At 47.4% G+C, this 14,768-nt stretch carries 13 protein-coding genes; 4 read left to right on the top strand and 9 right to left on the bottom strand.

The features are described from left to right. Positions 1 to 797 precede the first annotated feature (797 nt). Complete coding sequence (locus VNQ80_RS12160; RefSeq protein ID WP_325638928.1) at positions 798 to 3,308, top strand: hypothetical protein; 2,511 nt, start codon at positions 798 to 800, stop codon at positions 3,306 to 3,308. A 5-nt stretch (positions 3,309 to 3,313) separates the two neighbouring features. On the opposite strand, the gene VNQ80_RS12155 is transcribed toward VNQ80_RS12160, so the two are convergent. From VNQ80_RS12155 to radC, 6 genes are all read right to left on the bottom strand, one after another. After that, the gene (locus VNQ80_RS12155; protein ID WP_325638926.1) at positions 3,314 to 3,847 is read right to left on the bottom strand and encodes a hypothetical protein; all 534 of its coding nucleotides are present in this window, start codon (positions 3,845 to 3,847) and stop codon (positions 3,314 to 3,316) included. A gap of 85 nt (positions 3,848 to 3,932) precedes the next feature. Continuing rightward, a complete protein-coding gene (gene rny / locus VNQ80_RS12150; protein ID WP_325638924.1) occupies positions 3,933 to 5,483 on the bottom strand; it encodes a ribonuclease Y in 1,551 nt (516 codons plus the stop codon). Positions 5,484 to 5,928: 445 nt separating this feature from the next. Beyond that, positions 5,929 to 6,219, bottom strand: coding sequence for a cell division protein ZapA (locus VNQ80_RS12145; protein ID WP_325638922.1), 291 nt, complete (start codon positions 6,217 to 6,219; stop codon positions 5,929 to 5,931). 34 nt (positions 6,220 to 6,253) lie between these two features. After that, positions 6,254 to 6,562 (bottom strand): hypothetical protein, encoded by a 309-nt coding sequence (locus VNQ80_RS12140; RefSeq protein WP_325638920.1) that lies wholly within the window; start codon positions 6,560 to 6,562, stop codon positions 6,254 to 6,256. 78 nt (positions 6,563 to 6,640) lie between these two features. Continuing rightward, on the bottom strand, positions 6,641 to 9,037 hold the full coding sequence (gene pheT, locus VNQ80_RS12135) for a phenylalanine--tRNA ligase subunit beta (protein WP_325638918.1): 2,397 nt from the start codon (positions 9,035 to 9,037) through the stop codon (positions 6,641 to 6,643). A gap of 101 nt (positions 9,038 to 9,138) precedes the next feature. Next, a complete protein-coding gene (gene radC, locus VNQ80_RS12130) occupies positions 9,139 to 9,834 on the bottom strand; it encodes a RadC family protein (RefSeq protein ID WP_325638916.1) in 696 nt (231 codons plus the stop codon). 205 nt (positions 9,835 to 10,039) lie between these two features. On the opposite strand from radC, the gene VNQ80_RS12125 reads away from it, so the two are divergent. Both VNQ80_RS12125 and VNQ80_RS12120 read left to right on the top strand, forming a co-directional pair. Continuing rightward, positions 10,040 to 10,489: a peptidylprolyl isomerase gene (locus VNQ80_RS12125; protein ID WP_325638914.1), complete on the top strand. Its 450-nt coding sequence runs from the start codon at positions 10,040 to 10,042 to the stop codon at positions 10,487 to 10,489. Then, on the top strand, positions 10,486 to 10,920 hold the full coding sequence (locus VNQ80_RS12120) for a DUF5606 domain-containing protein (protein ID WP_325638912.1): 435 nt from the start codon (positions 10,486 to 10,488) through the stop codon (positions 10,918 to 10,920). The genes VNQ80_RS12125 and VNQ80_RS12120 overlap by 4 nt, the downstream gene beginning before the upstream one ends. A 418-nt stretch (positions 10,921 to 11,338) precedes the next feature. On the opposite strand, the gene rlmH is transcribed toward VNQ80_RS12120, so the two are convergent. Further along, the gene (gene rlmH, locus VNQ80_RS12115) at positions 11,339 to 11,812 is read right to left on the bottom strand and encodes a 23S rRNA (pseudouridine(1915)-N(3))-methyltransferase RlmH (protein ID WP_325638910.1); all 474 of its coding nucleotides are present in this window, start codon (positions 11,810 to 11,812) and stop codon (positions 11,339 to 11,341) included. Positions 11,813 to 11,938: 126 nt separating this feature from the next. On the opposite strand from rlmH, the gene VNQ80_RS12110 reads away from it, so the two are divergent. Next, positions 11,939 to 12,835 carry a DUF3078 domain-containing protein gene (locus VNQ80_RS12110; RefSeq protein WP_325638908.1) on the top strand — a complete coding sequence of 299 codons (897 nt, stop codon included), beginning with the start codon at positions 11,939 to 11,941 and terminating at the stop codon, positions 12,833 to 12,835. Positions 12,836 to 12,929: 94 nt separating this feature from the next. Here VNQ80_RS12110 and VNQ80_RS12105 read toward each other — a convergent pair whose 3' ends face one another. Next, a complete protein-coding gene (locus tag VNQ80_RS12105; RefSeq protein WP_325638906.1) occupies positions 12,930 to 13,226 on the bottom strand; it encodes an FtsB family cell division protein in 297 nt (98 codons plus the stop codon). A gap of 127 nt (positions 13,227 to 13,353) precedes the next feature. Continuing rightward, a complete protein-coding gene (eno, locus tag VNQ80_RS12100) occupies positions 13,354 to 14,646 on the bottom strand; it encodes a phosphopyruvate hydratase (RefSeq protein ID WP_325638904.1) in 1,293 nt (430 codons plus the stop codon). Positions 14,647 to 14,768 lie beyond the last annotated feature (122 nt).

The following is a 14,768-nucleotide window of genomic DNA, read 5'->3' as shown; positions in this document are numbered from 1 at the left end:
TATAATCGTAAATTGTTTATCAATAGATGTTATATGTTCGGTTGCCGCGCTCACGCTGCTGTGTTCCCCGCGGCAACCAATGTTTTTCGTAGTAGACTGGAATCGGTCACTGACAGGCAAACCAATCCGTTAATTACTGATAGACAATGTATTACATGGAAAAACATTGCCGAAATAAAAACGGTACGGTTATTGCAACTATCCTTCCGGTAGATGTTTTGACATTTCTGGAGAGCGGCCCTCGCTCTTCGGAAGTGTCTATTTTCCGGTGTGACACATGCCTGGCCTTCCGATTTACACGCAAAGATAACTCGGTCATTACACCAAACCTTTGTTCACTGTGTTCATTTTAATGACTGTTATTCGTTTCGTTCACGCAATAAATTAAGCCGTAAACTCCCGTGTATTTTCCTTAAATTTGACACAGAAAGCCTTTAAATACGCAATTTTTGACCATAGGGAGGAAGAATGTAATAGCGCCAGTCATGAAGCAATCACAACCGTATACTGCTGGACTTAACAGTCGATGGATATAAATACATTCAAATTATTCATTGTAATAGTTTTTTTGGAAACAAAAGAAATATGATATTTTTGCCCAAAGCCTTCACTGTTGCAAAAAAGATAAAGATCCGCTGTTGGATGAAAGGGGCAGCGGCCGACAACAGATACGAACGAAAAACATATATAGCTATGCAGCCTTTTTAGCAGCCGACGATCTGAAGAAACGATCACCACGTGAGTCGAATCCGTTGGTAACGTGAAGCAGTCGTCGTTATAACATCTACTATCTCCATATGAAGACATATTTACATGCTTATTTTAATAAGTTAAAAACGCTCGTATTAAAGAAAGCAGAAATCACACAGCTCGTACCAGCGGACTGCTATCGGCTGGCGCTCGAAATTAAGGGTGTTACCAATAAAAGTGTGAGCGAAACAACACTCAAACGGGTATTTGGGTTCGCCTCATCGGTACACCAACCTTCCATTTATACATTGAATGCGCTAGCCGAGTACTGCGGATTCGAAAGCTGGGACGTGTTTTATACCGATTTGGAACAAAACAAACTACAGACGGCACAACAGCGTACCTGGGGCGAAATTTCACTAAACGCGACAAAAATCAGCCTTTTCAACATCCAGAGCAACAAGTATAAGTGTGGCATCCCTTACCATTTGACTATCGACCGGGAATACATCGGTCAGTTCGCTGAGCGCTTCCTCCAAAGCGGTGCAACCACCGGCATCCTCCATGGCCCTGTAGGTTGTGGAAAAACAATCGGCATATCGCGTTGGGTGGAAAAACAAATCGGCCAGATACACGTCGACTCTTCAAACGACATCTACTTGTTTATCAACGGGCTGTCACTGCTTCAAGGCACTGCGTTCGGTTATCATAGCAACCGCTGGCTGGCACACCTCCTCGGCTTCGAAACTACCGACCTCTTGGATGCTTTTATGGAAAACCACCGTACGGAAGCACCGGGAAATTTCTACCTCATCATCGATGAATTGCACAGTGACTTGGTGGCCGATAGGCAATTCCATATGGTGATTTGCCAATTTATGGATATGGTTAACCACTTCGCCCAATTTACTTGGTTTCGTATCATCTTGATATTACGCACCGCATCGTTGCTGAAGTTCGAGAGCTTATTCAAAGAAACGGTTATCAATCCCCAGTGGTTTTCGATGCAGCATGGCAGGAAGGCAAGGGAAGCCTCTGGCATGCCTGCATTCACTCATGCCGAACTCCATCAGTTAGCCCAAAACATCAATGGGTCATCCGGCGCATACCCTTTGCAGAAAGCTCGAGATATACGGCTCATCCATACACCGTTGTTTTTCCAATATTATTATGAACTGGCTGGCGACCACGTAGATCCTTATCAGATAACCTCATTCAAAGAATACCTCATCATTACGCAATACCTGAAAAAGAAAGTGTTCAATGGTGTAAATACATTAGGTAAACAGTCTCTTTTGGAAGAGCTATCACTCGTAATCGAACAGCAAGATGGGAGGTTACAAATCAATAGAAAGCAAGCCTACCCTGCCATCAGGCAGCACCGGGTGGCTTACAACGACCTGCTCTATTCAGGATTGCTGCACGAAACAAATTGCGATCTTGAGTTGCGGCAACACACAGTCGTGCAATTTCAATCAGATATCATTGCGAATTACTTCATTGCACTCGAATTATTCAGCACGCATACGGATGCCACAGAACTGATCGATGCAATTAGCATATCACATTTCGACAACAAGTCGAAGACCGCGCAGCTGAAATGGCTGCTGCTATTCCAAATCAAATCCGGTGATTTACAACTAGTCAACGAGCTGGCCCATATCTCGTTCATCGAGGAGGACATCTTTGATATAATTACCTTCATTTGCGACGGCCTTCACCGACTTGCTAAATACGACACAGCCGTGCGGGAAAAAATAAATATAGCGCTCCACGATACGGCATTTATCGACTACCTGCTCCATTACATTAGTTTTCAAGTCGAATTTGAGCCCAGTTTGGAGAAACTACTCTATTTTGATCTGACCGAAAAGCACGAAATTTCCGTACGCAGCAAGCTCGCCACCATCGCTTTGTTGAAGTGGGACGAAGAAACCCTACTTAAGCAGCTCGAACCGTTGGCTGCCATGCCGCGTGAAGCGTACGCGCCTTTTGCCATTAACCCATTCCTACTGCTGTCTTACCTGTATCAACGCTTCAAAGGGGGAGCCATTGACCCACAGGTTGTTCGTGAATTGAATGCATTGCCATATCGGTTGCCGCTGGCGAAGGCGCTGGCTGCACCATTCCATATCGATATATTGCTTTATCTTTATATTAAGGTATCTGGGAATAGAGCCGTAGCCCTTCCCTACCAAAAACTAATCAATGAGCGGTTCCAAAAAATGCCGCCGATAAACCGGTTTGAAATCGATATTGAAACACTGATTATAGCGTTTTACCTATGGGAGAATGGAGATGTCGACGAAGCGCTGTCGCGCGTCAAACGACTCTCACTAAACACACACGATAACTCCACATACCGCTTGTTATATATTATTTTCCAACTGCAAATAGATGATTCGAGCACCAACCACGCCATGGTTGAAATCAGCCAACGCGCTATTACCTTGTGCGAAGCGCGCGGGTTTAAACTGATTGAAGCATATTGCAGGATGCTTATCTTGGAACGGGTGTCGAAAGAAGAACGCCTACAGCATATCAATAACCTCAAATTCCAATTTGCAGCTTACGGTTATACAGCTGGGCTCGGGGCATTGACCAAGCGGTATGGTTAATGTGGTCAGTAAGGTATGTTTAACTTTTTAAACGCAAAATGCCAAAGCCAGATAGGCCCGATCAACAACAATTTGAGGAAACTACGGAACGGAACAGCAACCCTTTCCATACCTTTACCAAGGTACAATACGAGCAGCGACGCCAACAGCAAGCATGCACATACCGACCAAACTGCCGGCCCGCCGGCTTGCTCCACATATTCCAATCGGACAATGAAAAAGCTATATATCCCGATGGTTAGTAGCATCGCATAAGATAAGGTCGGCGCTAAACGAAGATAGTAATACACAAGCCCCGCAATGAAAAACGACCCCCAGTTTACGAAAGTGTCATAACCATACTTTTTCAAGAAAGCGATCTCCGGAAAAGGTATCATCCATACCAACCCCAGAATACCGAACGCAAAAACTGGAAGGGCGATCCATTGGATTGCCCGGTTAACAGGATGCTGGTATTGCCGATTAAATGTCTCGAAATACACATCCACCGGTCGCTTTGGTGCTTCCCTCCCCTTTTTCGTTTTTTTAGCTGCTGACATCTTCTAATTGACAATGGACAGTTGATAATTGATAGTTGACAATAAAGGTTAACTATTGCCCATTGTCAACTATCAACTCATTTAACTATTTGGCATAGGAAACTGACCGTGTTTCACGGATTACAGTTACTTTAATCTGCCCTGGATAGGTCATTTCCGTCTGGATACGGGTCGATATGTCTGCTGCCAGCAGCTCGGCTTCCTGGTCGGATACGCGCTCGCTTTCAACCACAACACGTAATTCGCGACCGGCTTGGATGGCAAAAGTCTTCTCAACGCCGGGATACGACAACGCCAATTCCTCCAATTCCTTAAGCCGCTTAATATAGTTTTCAACGACTTCCCGCCGCGCACCGGGTCGTGCACCTGAAATGGCATCGCAGGCTTGCACAATCGGCGATATCAATGAAGTCATCTCAACCTCATCGTGGTGGGCACCGATTGCATTACACACCTCGGGGTGCTCCTTGTATTTTTCTGCCAATTGCATGCCGAGAATGGCGTGCGGCAACTCGGGGTTATCATCAGGTACCTTACCGATATCATGCAACAATCCGGCACGCTTCGCCAGCTTTACATTGAGCCCCAGCTCAGAAGCCATCGTAGCGGCAAAATTGGCAACTTCACGCGAGTGCTGCAATAGGTTCTGTCCGTAAGACGAGCGGTAACGCATCCGTCCTACCATCCGGATTAATTCGGGGTGAAGCCCATGGATGCCCAGATCGATAACTGTCCGCTCACCAATCTCCACAATCTCGTCCTCAATCTGCTTTTTAGTTTTCGCCACCACTTCCTCGATGCGTGCAGGGTGTATACGCCCATCTGTTACCAAGCGGTGCAACGCTAGCCGCGCGATTTCTCGACGCACCGGATCGAACCCGGATAAGATGATAGCCTCGGGTGTATCATCAACGATAATCTCTACCCCAGTGGCAGCTTCGAGTGCACGGATATTACGGCCCTCGCGACCAATAATACGACCCTTGATCTCATCATTTTCGATGTTGAATATAGACACCGTATTTTCGATGGCACTCTCCGTAGCTGTGCGCTGTATCGTTTGGATGACCACTTTTTTGGCTTCCTTGGTAGCGGTAAGCTTGGCCTCGTCTACAATATCCTTAATTTGGATGACGGCTTTGGAGCGTGCCTCCTCTTTGAGGTTTTCAATGAGTTGTGCACTGGCTTCTTCGGCCGAAAGGCCGGCAATGGTTTCCAATTGTTTGATATGTTGCGCCTTGAGCTGCTCGACCTCCTTCTGTTTCTTTTCGCTGATTTCCGTAAGCCGCTCCAGGTTCTTGCGCTGGTTCTCTACCTCTTGTTTCTCACGGTTCAGGTTTTCCAGCTTCTGATTGAGCGACTGCTCCTTCTGCCGGATACTGTTTTCGCGCTGATTAAGGCTATTGTTCTTCTGGTTAGTTTCCTTCTCGTGCTCTGCTTTCAGCTGCAGGAATTTCTCTTTGGCCTCTAATTGGCGTTGCTTCTTCAGGTGCTCGCCGGTCTGTTCCGCTTCCTTGAGTATCTTCTTGGCTTTGTTTTGGGCAGCTACCTCTTGCCGCTTAAATAAAATCCGCAGTGCGAAGCGGCCAATAACCACCCCCACCGCAAAAGCTATAATAATGTATATGATATCCATGTTTTGTTTGTTGTTTGCTATTTGTTTTTTTTGTTGTTGTTTTCCCGGTTTACTTTGTTGCTCGAAACGTCGCTATGCTCCGTTTACGCTTTATAACCCTTAGTTGTTGTTCTTAAATCCTTAATCTTTGCTCCTTAGATCATTCGTCGTTACTCTTCGTTCATCAATCCTTTTCTCTCCTTTTGCCGTTGGCTTATTTGCAATGCACAAATAGCGAAACGCAAAAAATGGCATAAAAAAACCGCAATTAAATAAATCGAGTCTCATGTATCATAAACTTCATCTACACAGGTTTAGCGTATTGATCCTGACCAGATGGCTTTCGCAAAATGGCCTACATCTCGTTTACGCCTTGTGATATTGAAGCGTTAAGTTTAAAATAGTGAAACCCGAATTTAACTGCGGTTAATTCGTTGTTAAAGCTCTATTCCTATTAATAAGAACGTTATTTGTTAAAAAATTCAGTCAACATGCTGTCCAGCTCCCCCACTGCCTTGGCAACGCCTACGTCATCCGCATTTGTTTTCTGTTCTGCTTTCAGCATTCCGGTAGCATAATGAAGTACACACATCGATAATAAATCCTGCTTATCCCGTACAGCGTAATTTTCCTGAAATTCTTTAATCCTGTCGTTTATCAATTTAGCCGCTCGCCGGATTACCTCCTCTTCTGCCATGTCTACCCGCAATGGATAAATTCGGTCCGCGATGTTTATTTTAATGGAAATTTCTCCCATGTTTGAGCTAATTCACTACTTCACGTATCTCATGCTACTTGAGCAACCCGATACACTTATCTATTTCCCGCACAAAATCGTTAATTTTTTGTTTTGTGTCAAGTATTTTTTCATTTATCCCCACCTCGTCCACCTCGGCCTCATCAAGCGAACGGGCTACAGCAAGGGCTTTCACTTTCTCTTCCAACTGCTTGTTCTTATCGGTGCTTGTCTCAACCGCAACTTTCAACGACTGCACTTCCAACTTCAGCAGATCGTTCTCTGCTTGCAAAGAACCGCATAAATCTAATAATTTACGCGTATTCTCCACCACACCCGTCAGTTGTTTCGATAATGATGACATCGTTGCATTCTTTGCTTATCGCCCTTCAATGGTTCCGCTGTTCACAAACGCAGACTCCCACTAACCTCGCTCGTGCAATTATTTCCTCACCGTTGCACCGGCTTCTTTTTCAAAATTAATAATTAATTTTTTAACAATCGCATCAATTTGTTTCTCGTTGAGGGTTTTCTCCTCGTCCTGCAGCACGAAATGCAGTGCATAAGATTTTTTTCCCGCAGGCAGCTTATCTCCTTTATACACGTCAAACACGGAGACCTCCCTAAGCAGCTTACGCTCTGTGCGCTCCGCAATCCCCTTCAACACGCCGAAAGTGACTTCGGCATCCACCAGCAGCGAGAGGTCGCGTCTCACAGCCGGATATTTGGCAACTTCACGGTATGTGATCTTATTTTTACGTATCGCTTTCAGCATTACACCCCAGTCAAAATCCGCATAATACACATCCCCCGCTACGTCTACTTTGGTAAGTGCCGACCGACTGACTGCTCCGAACGAAACCAGGGTTTTTCCGGCCCGCTCATAACGCACTCCATACGCGTAATGCGACTCGGGCACATCGGTTTCCTGCCAACCTGAAATATTCAACCGACGTAAAATAGCATCCACGGCTGCTTTCATATCGTAAAACGACACCGCCCTGTCCACGTGATTCCACTGTTGAGGTAAGCGGCTGCCAGTTACCGCCAGCGCCAGGTGTTGCCGCTCGCTGTACTTGTCGCCATCAAGCCGATAGGTGGTACCAAATTCGAAGAACTTAAGGTTCGATTGCTTCCGCTTTTGGTTGTATGCTATGACTTCCAGCGCAGAAAACAGGAGGTTTTGCCGCATGGTATCCAAATCGGCACTTAGTGGATTCAAGATGCGTACCGCAAAATTAGAATCATCTGCATATTCCAATTTGGTCAACGAATTGGACAAAATCTCACGGAAGCCATTGCCAATCAACAGGTCGGCCACCTGGTTCTGCACCACTTCCTTATCCGGCTTCGGCGATGTATTGAGCGAAGCCTTGATCTGTCTGTCGATTTCGATATTGTTATACCCATAGATACGAAGCACTTCTTCGATAATATCCACTTCACGGGTTACGTCTACCTTGTAAGGTGGCACTTGTACAGTCAATGTGCCGTTGGTATCCGCCACCACAATAATCCCAAGGGCCTCGATGATGGCTTTTATTTCGCTATCGGAGATGGCCTTCCCAATGAGCCGGCGTACCTCCGCATACCTTACGTCAAAGGTGAATGGCTGAACCGGATTGGGATAGTTGTCAGATACAGCAGTGGAGACCTGACCACCGGTGAGTTCGGCAATCAGTACCGCCGCCCTTTTTAACGCCAATACCGTTATATTTGGATCGGTACCACGCTCAAAACGAAACGATGCATCAGTTTTGAGCCCATGCCGCTTAGCCGTTTTGCGCACCGATACCGGGTTGAAGTAGGCACTCTCCAAGAATATACGGGTGGTCGTTTCGGTGACCCCCGAATGCATACCACCGAATACACCGGCGATACATAAGGGTTTTTCAGCGTCACAGATCATGAGGTCTTCCGCATCCAGCTTACGCGCGACACCATCAAGCGTGGTAAACGGCTCTCCGGACTTGGCTCGACGTACAATCACCCGATTACCAGCCAACCGCTCCGCGTCGAATGCATGCAGCGGCTGCCCCAACTCATGAAGCACATAGTTCGTTACATCGACTACATTGTTGATGGGCCGCACGCCAACAGCGATAAGCCGATCTTGGAGCCATTGCGGCGATTCAGCCACTTTCACAGCGCTGATTGTCAGCGATGTATATCGCGGACAGGCAATTACATCTTCCACGGCAACTGGCAGTGGCTGTGCTTCACCGGCCTTGAATGCCGACACATCGGGCAGGTGATAATTGCTGCGTAAAAAGGCCGCTACATCACGTGCCACTCCAAGATGCGATGCTGCATCCGCACGGTTCGGGGTGAGGCCAATCTCAAAAACGTAGTCGTCCTGCAGTCCGAAAAAGGTTTTGGCAGGCGTACCTATGGGGGCATCGTCAGCGAGCACCATAATACCATCGTGCATCGTACCGAGGCCAATTTCGTCTTCGCCGCAGATCATGCCTTCCGATACTTCGCCACGGATTTTTGATTTGTTGATTTTGAAAGGTTCACCGTTGGTGGGATATACCGTAGTACCCACGGTAGCCACCACTACCCGCTGGCCTACAGCCACGTTGGGTGCGCCACAAACGATATGCAGCGGTTCATCGGCCCCGATAGCTACGGTGGTTACTTTCAAGCGGTCGGCATTGGGATGCGGCCGGCAGGTTTGCACTTCGCCAACAACCAACCCTTCAAGTCCGCCTGGCACACGTTGTACCGCATCAAGCGATTCTACTTCCAACCCAATATCCGTAAGGATTGCCGAGAGCTCCGTTGGTGTAAGATCGGTTTGTATAAAGTCTTTAAGCCAAGTATATGATATAGTCATCCTGATTTCGGAATTTGTGCAAACTTAGATTTTTTTTCTTGTTTCTCAAATTTGCTTGACACCAGACCATCATATACCGATCTCCGTAAAAACATCGATGACTAAAGTAGCCCACTATCCCGAAAGCTGTAATACCCGGCATTAGTAAAGATAACATGGTCATTGATGGACAGGTCAAACAGCATAGCAGCTTCGGTCAGTTTCTTGGTCAGCTGCATATCCATTGTACTGGGCTTGAGTGAGCCAGAAGGATGGTTGTGGGTAAGTACAATGCCCGTAGCGCGGTATTCCAATGCGAGGCGCAATACCTGTTTGATATCGACGGGTGTAAAATCATTGCCCCCTTTACCAATCAGTTGTTTGGCAATGAATCGGCATCCACCCCCAAGGTACAGCACCCAGAATTCTTCGTAAGGCAAATCCCGATAGACATGCTCCAAGTGGTCGTAAACCCGTTGGCTACTATTGAGCACGGGGCGCTCTTCGGCTTTTTGCTCTTTGCGGCGTCGGCCGAGTTCGAGCGCGGCTACAATACTGATTGCCTTGGCCTCGCCGATACCCTTGTAGCGGCATAGTTCGGCCACGGAAAGTCGCGACAGGTCGTTAAGGTCATTGCCCCGGTCGTGCAGAATGCGCCTGCAAAGCTCCACCGCAGATTCATCGCGCGACCCACTACCAATCAAGATGGCCAGCAGTTCCGCATCGGAGAGGGCACGTCGCCCCCGTTCCAAAAGTTTTTCCCTCGGGCGGTCCGCTTCCGCCCAGGCTTTGATGGTGACACGTAATAAGTTATCCATAGGTGTATGTTAAGGTTATCGCATCGACAACCAAACTTAGATAAAGTTGCTCAAATATGCAACTTTATTCGCATTGGTCCGCTTTCATCATCCATGAGCGCTTAGACGGTTAATACGGCGGTTCCACGGTGACAGAATAAGCCGGGCAATTAAAGCTTGTTTTTATTGACTCGCTTTCCTAAGTTTGCGTTCCAAATTTAAAAAGATGAGCAAAGCAATTATCAAGACCGAAAAAGGCGACCTCACCGTTCAGTTTTACGATGCAGATGCCCCGGGCACCGTTGCCAACTTCCTGAAGCTAGCCAAGTCAGGCTACTATGATGGCGTAACGTTCCACCGGGTTATCCCCGATTTTGTCATCCAGGGGGGCGATCCCACGGGTACCGGTGCCGGCGGACCGGGATATTCCATCAATTGTGAGCTGGACGGTGACAACCAGTACCATGATCGGGGCGTACTTTCAATGGCGCACCGTGGTCGTGATACCGGCGGCTCGCAGTTTTTTATCTGCCACAGCCGCAACAATACAGCGCATCTCGATAGAAATCATACTTGTTTCGGCAGGGTCGTTGAAAATATCGACCTAATCGACGAAATTCGCCAAGGCGACAAGATTTTGGGTATAGACATCATCGAGGAGGACGCTACCGCATGAATTTAAAAGCACTTGTATCCGTAACGGGAAAACCGGGGTTGTTTAAGCTGGTCGGACAAAACAAAAGCGGCTTCGTTTTGGAAACCCTCGATGAGCAGAAAATAAAATCGGTGGTCAATTTGGCTACCACCAAGCTGGCCACGCTCGAAGACATCACTGTGTATGGTGACGAGGAAGATCTGAAACTCACGGATATCATGAACCGCATGAAAGCCAAGGGCAGCGTGCCCGACAGCAAATCGGACGGGAAAACGCTCCGTGAGTTCTTCAGGGAGGTAGCACCGGGCCACGACGAGGTTCGCGTATATAGCTCCGACATCAAAAAAATCATCACGTGGTACGGCATCATCAAGGAATTGCCGTTGTTTGATGAAGAAGTTCCGGAACAGGCAGACGCGGAATCCCCAGAAAAGAAAACGACTGAGGAATAACTAACGCCACGATAACGGGCCCATATCGTCTGGACGGATGATATGGGCTGTTAGCTGCATTACTTCCTAAAAAACCTGATCCTGTATTTTACCATGACAAACAAGGGCGCCGCTAGAGCGACCCACGAAAGCACATGCAGCCACAACCATGAATAATCTTAAAACACTGTAGGTCAACCATTCATCCATCATAGCAAAAAAATAATTGCTGCCGCAAGGGCCAAGCCGATAATGACCATAATCCAGAAGAGGCGGCTTTCGCTGGTAGTATCAGCGCCTTTATAGTGATATTTCCGTTTGGGTATATTCATGAGCTGATTAAATAACAAGTACTACGTTATATTGTTTAGATGCCAAAACACTGCTGTTTCCACACACGATAATCTCACGGCTTCACAAATTCACAACCGCTATAGGATCATTCGTGGTGATACGGCTCCCCTTTCAGGATGGTGAATGCCCGATAGAGTTGCTCCACAAAAAACAACCGGACCATCTGGTGTGAAAACGTCATTTTTGAAAGCGAAATCCGGCTATTGGCTCGTTCATAGATGGGTTCATCGAAACCATAAGGGCCACCCACCACAAACACCACCTGTTGCATACTGCCCACCATCAGCTTATTGAGGTAGGAGGCAAAGTCGACCGAACGGTATTCCTTGCCTCGCTCGTCCAGCAATACCACATAATCACCGGGCGACAGGTATTTGAGGATGGCTATCCCTTCCTTTGTTCGCTGCTGATCCGAACGCAAGTGCTTCGTATTTTTCACATCCGGAATACTAACCATGCTGAACGGAATATAATGTTTCAGCCGCTGCTGGAATTTGTCAATGATTGCAGCCAGTTGGCAATCATCCGTCTTACCTACACACAACAGGGTTATCCGCATTCCACAAACTTAGCTAATTTTGGTTTATCTGCAAGCGTTGTGATTAACGAACGTTGTTGTTAGAAAGGTATTTTGGCACCGCTTTTGCATTCGATGGGCATTTTAACTCACATCAGATTTATCATCATGAAAAAAACACTATCCTTGCTTTGCATAGCAGTGATTATGGTTTGGCATGTTCAAGCACAAGAAACGGAGGCGGATACAGCCTGGCGGATTTCGGGTGAAAACACACTGCTGCTCAACCAGAGTTCCTTTTCCAATTGGGCCGCTGGCGGCATCAACTCTTTCGCCGCCAACCTGATTTTCAACTACGACTTCAATTACAAGAGGAACAAGTGGAGTTGGGACAACAAGGTGATCGCCGCTTACGGGCTTACCAAACAAAAGTCGATTGGCTGGCGCAAAAATGACGACCGGATTGTATTGAACAGCCTGCTCGGCTACGAAGCGGCAGAACGGTGGTTGTACACGTTCTACCTCAATTTCAATACGCAGTTTGCAGACGGGTTCCAGTACGATGCCGACAACAACGGCACCCTCATTTCAACGGCCTTCGCTCCAGCTTACCTTAGCTTCGGTCCCGGTTTTGCCTACAAGGAGTCGGATAATTTTCGGTTCAATCTCTCACCTGCCGCGGCCCGTTTTATCTTTGTAACCAACGATGACCTCTCGGCACAAGGCGCTTTTGGTGTGGACCCCGGATCGACATCCCGTTTTGAATTTGGTGCATCATTCGATGCATATTATAAAACCGACCTGATGGAAAACGTCAGTGTGGAGAATATCCTTAAGCTGTATTCAAATTACTTGGAAGATCCGCAGAATGTGGATGTAGATTACACATTCAATTTGTTCATGAAGGTTAACGACTATATTACCGTAAATGGTGGCGTACAGTTGATTTACGACGACAATACGCTTATTCCACGCCAAGAAAGTGGGGTATTTATCCCCGGTTCGGAAAGGCCGACCTTGCAGGTAAGGCAAGTTCTGGGTGCCGGGATTACTTATAAGTTTTAAGTCGTAAGTTCTTTTTTAGTCGTAAGTCGTAAGTTTTTCAGTCGCAAGGCCCCTCTTAGCTTACGACTTACGACTAATGACTAATGACCTACGTCTACTCCTCTTCTTTCTCCACAATCACGAAAACATCTTCGTTATCTTTCTTCATCTGGTAGCGTTCGCGGGCTACGCGTTGCTGCTCTTGTGGGTCGGTGTTTAGGTCGTGGATAGCTTTGGTTATTCGATCTATCTCCGTCGTGTAAAACGTCTTTTCGGCCTTAAGGCCTTTAAGCTGACTATAATAGCTGTACTGGGTAGCCATATCATGTCGGTCGAAAAACAACATCCATACAACGAATGCGGTGATCGCGATGAGGTACTTATTGCGTATAGCACTCAGAAAACGTTCCATGTACACAAACTTAGGTAAAATTTCTGAAAAGCAAAAACAGGGATTTACGAATCCGTGTATACCGCAAAAAAAAGGCTGCCTCAATTTACTTTCTTGAGACAGCCCTTCAATTTTATGGTACTAGCAACTACCGGGCAAACTTAAAGTTCTTTCCCAAGAACCGTGCATTGCCACCTAGTTCCTCTTCAATGCGGAGCAACTGGTTGTATTTGGCAATCCGGTCGGAGCGCGATGCCGAACCGGTCTTTATCTGTCCGCAATTGAGGGCTACGGCCAAATCGGCAATGGTGTAGTCCTCCGTCTCGCCACTCCGGTGGCTCATCACTGAAGTGTAGCCATTAGTCTGTGCCAACGACACGGCATTGATGGTCTCGGTGAGCGAACCGATCTGGTTTACCTTCACGAGAATGGAATTGGCCGTATGGGTATCAATACCCTGCTGCAGGCGCTTAGTATTCGTCACAAACAGGTCGTCACCCACCAACTGTACGGTAGCACCGATCTTGTCGGTGAGCAGCTTCCAACCGGCCCAATCATCTTCCTGCATGCCATCTTCAATGGAAATAATGGGATACTTGGCTGTAAGCTCAGCCAGGTATGCGGCTTGCTCTTCACTGGTACGCACTGCACCTTTGTCGCCTTCAAACTTGCTGTAGTCGTATTTGCCGGCTTCGTAGAATTCTGACGACGCGCAATCGAGCGCTAGGTAGATATCGCTGCCCGCTTTGTAACCCGCTGCTTCGATAGCTTTTAGAATCGTTTCGATGGCATCCTCCGTACCGTCAAATGCAGGGGCGAAGCCACCTTCGTCGCCCACAGCGGTAGAAAGCCCCCTGTCGTGCAGGATCTTTTTAAGATTGTGGAATACTTCGGTACCCCATCGCAGTGCTTCGGAAAACGAGGGAGCACCGGCGGGCATGATCATAAACTCTTGAAAGGCGATAGGCGCATCCGAGTGCGATCCACCATTGATGATGTTCATCATTGGGATGGGTAGCGTGTTGGCGTTCACCCCACCTATATAGCGGTAGAGCGGCTGGCGGCTTTCCTGCGCTGCGGCCTTCGCAACAGCCAACGAAACGCCTAGGATGGCATTGGCACCCAGATTGCCTTTGTTTTCGGTGCCGTCGAGATCGATCATCACCTTATCGATGGCGTTTTGTTCAAACACATCAATGCCTTGCAGGGCATCTGCAATCTTGGTGTTTACGTTTTCAACCGCTTTCAGCACACCTTTACCGAGGTAGGTAGACTTATCGCCGTCCCGCAGTTCCACGGCCTCATGCACCCCTGTGGAAGCACCCGAAGGTACCGCTGCGCGGCCTACAAATCCGTTTTCTGTGGTTACGTCCACCTCGATGGTGGGGTTGCCGCGCGAATCCAATATCTGCCGCGCATGTACATCGATGATTAAACTCATGTATTTTAGTCTTTAGTATATTAGTCTTTAGTCCTTAGTATGCCATCTTGACCGAAAGCCCTTAGTGTAAATATTACACCATAATTATAATGACGGCAAATATAGCCCTTTCTACCCTATTT

Source organism: Parapedobacter sp. (genome assembly GCF_035556095.1).
Lineage (GTDB): Bacteria > Bacteroidota > Bacteroidia > Sphingobacteriales > Sphingobacteriaceae > Parapedobacter.
The sequence above is the reverse complement of the archived record's forward strand: the minus strand, read 5'-3'. Positions and strand labels throughout refer to the sequence as shown.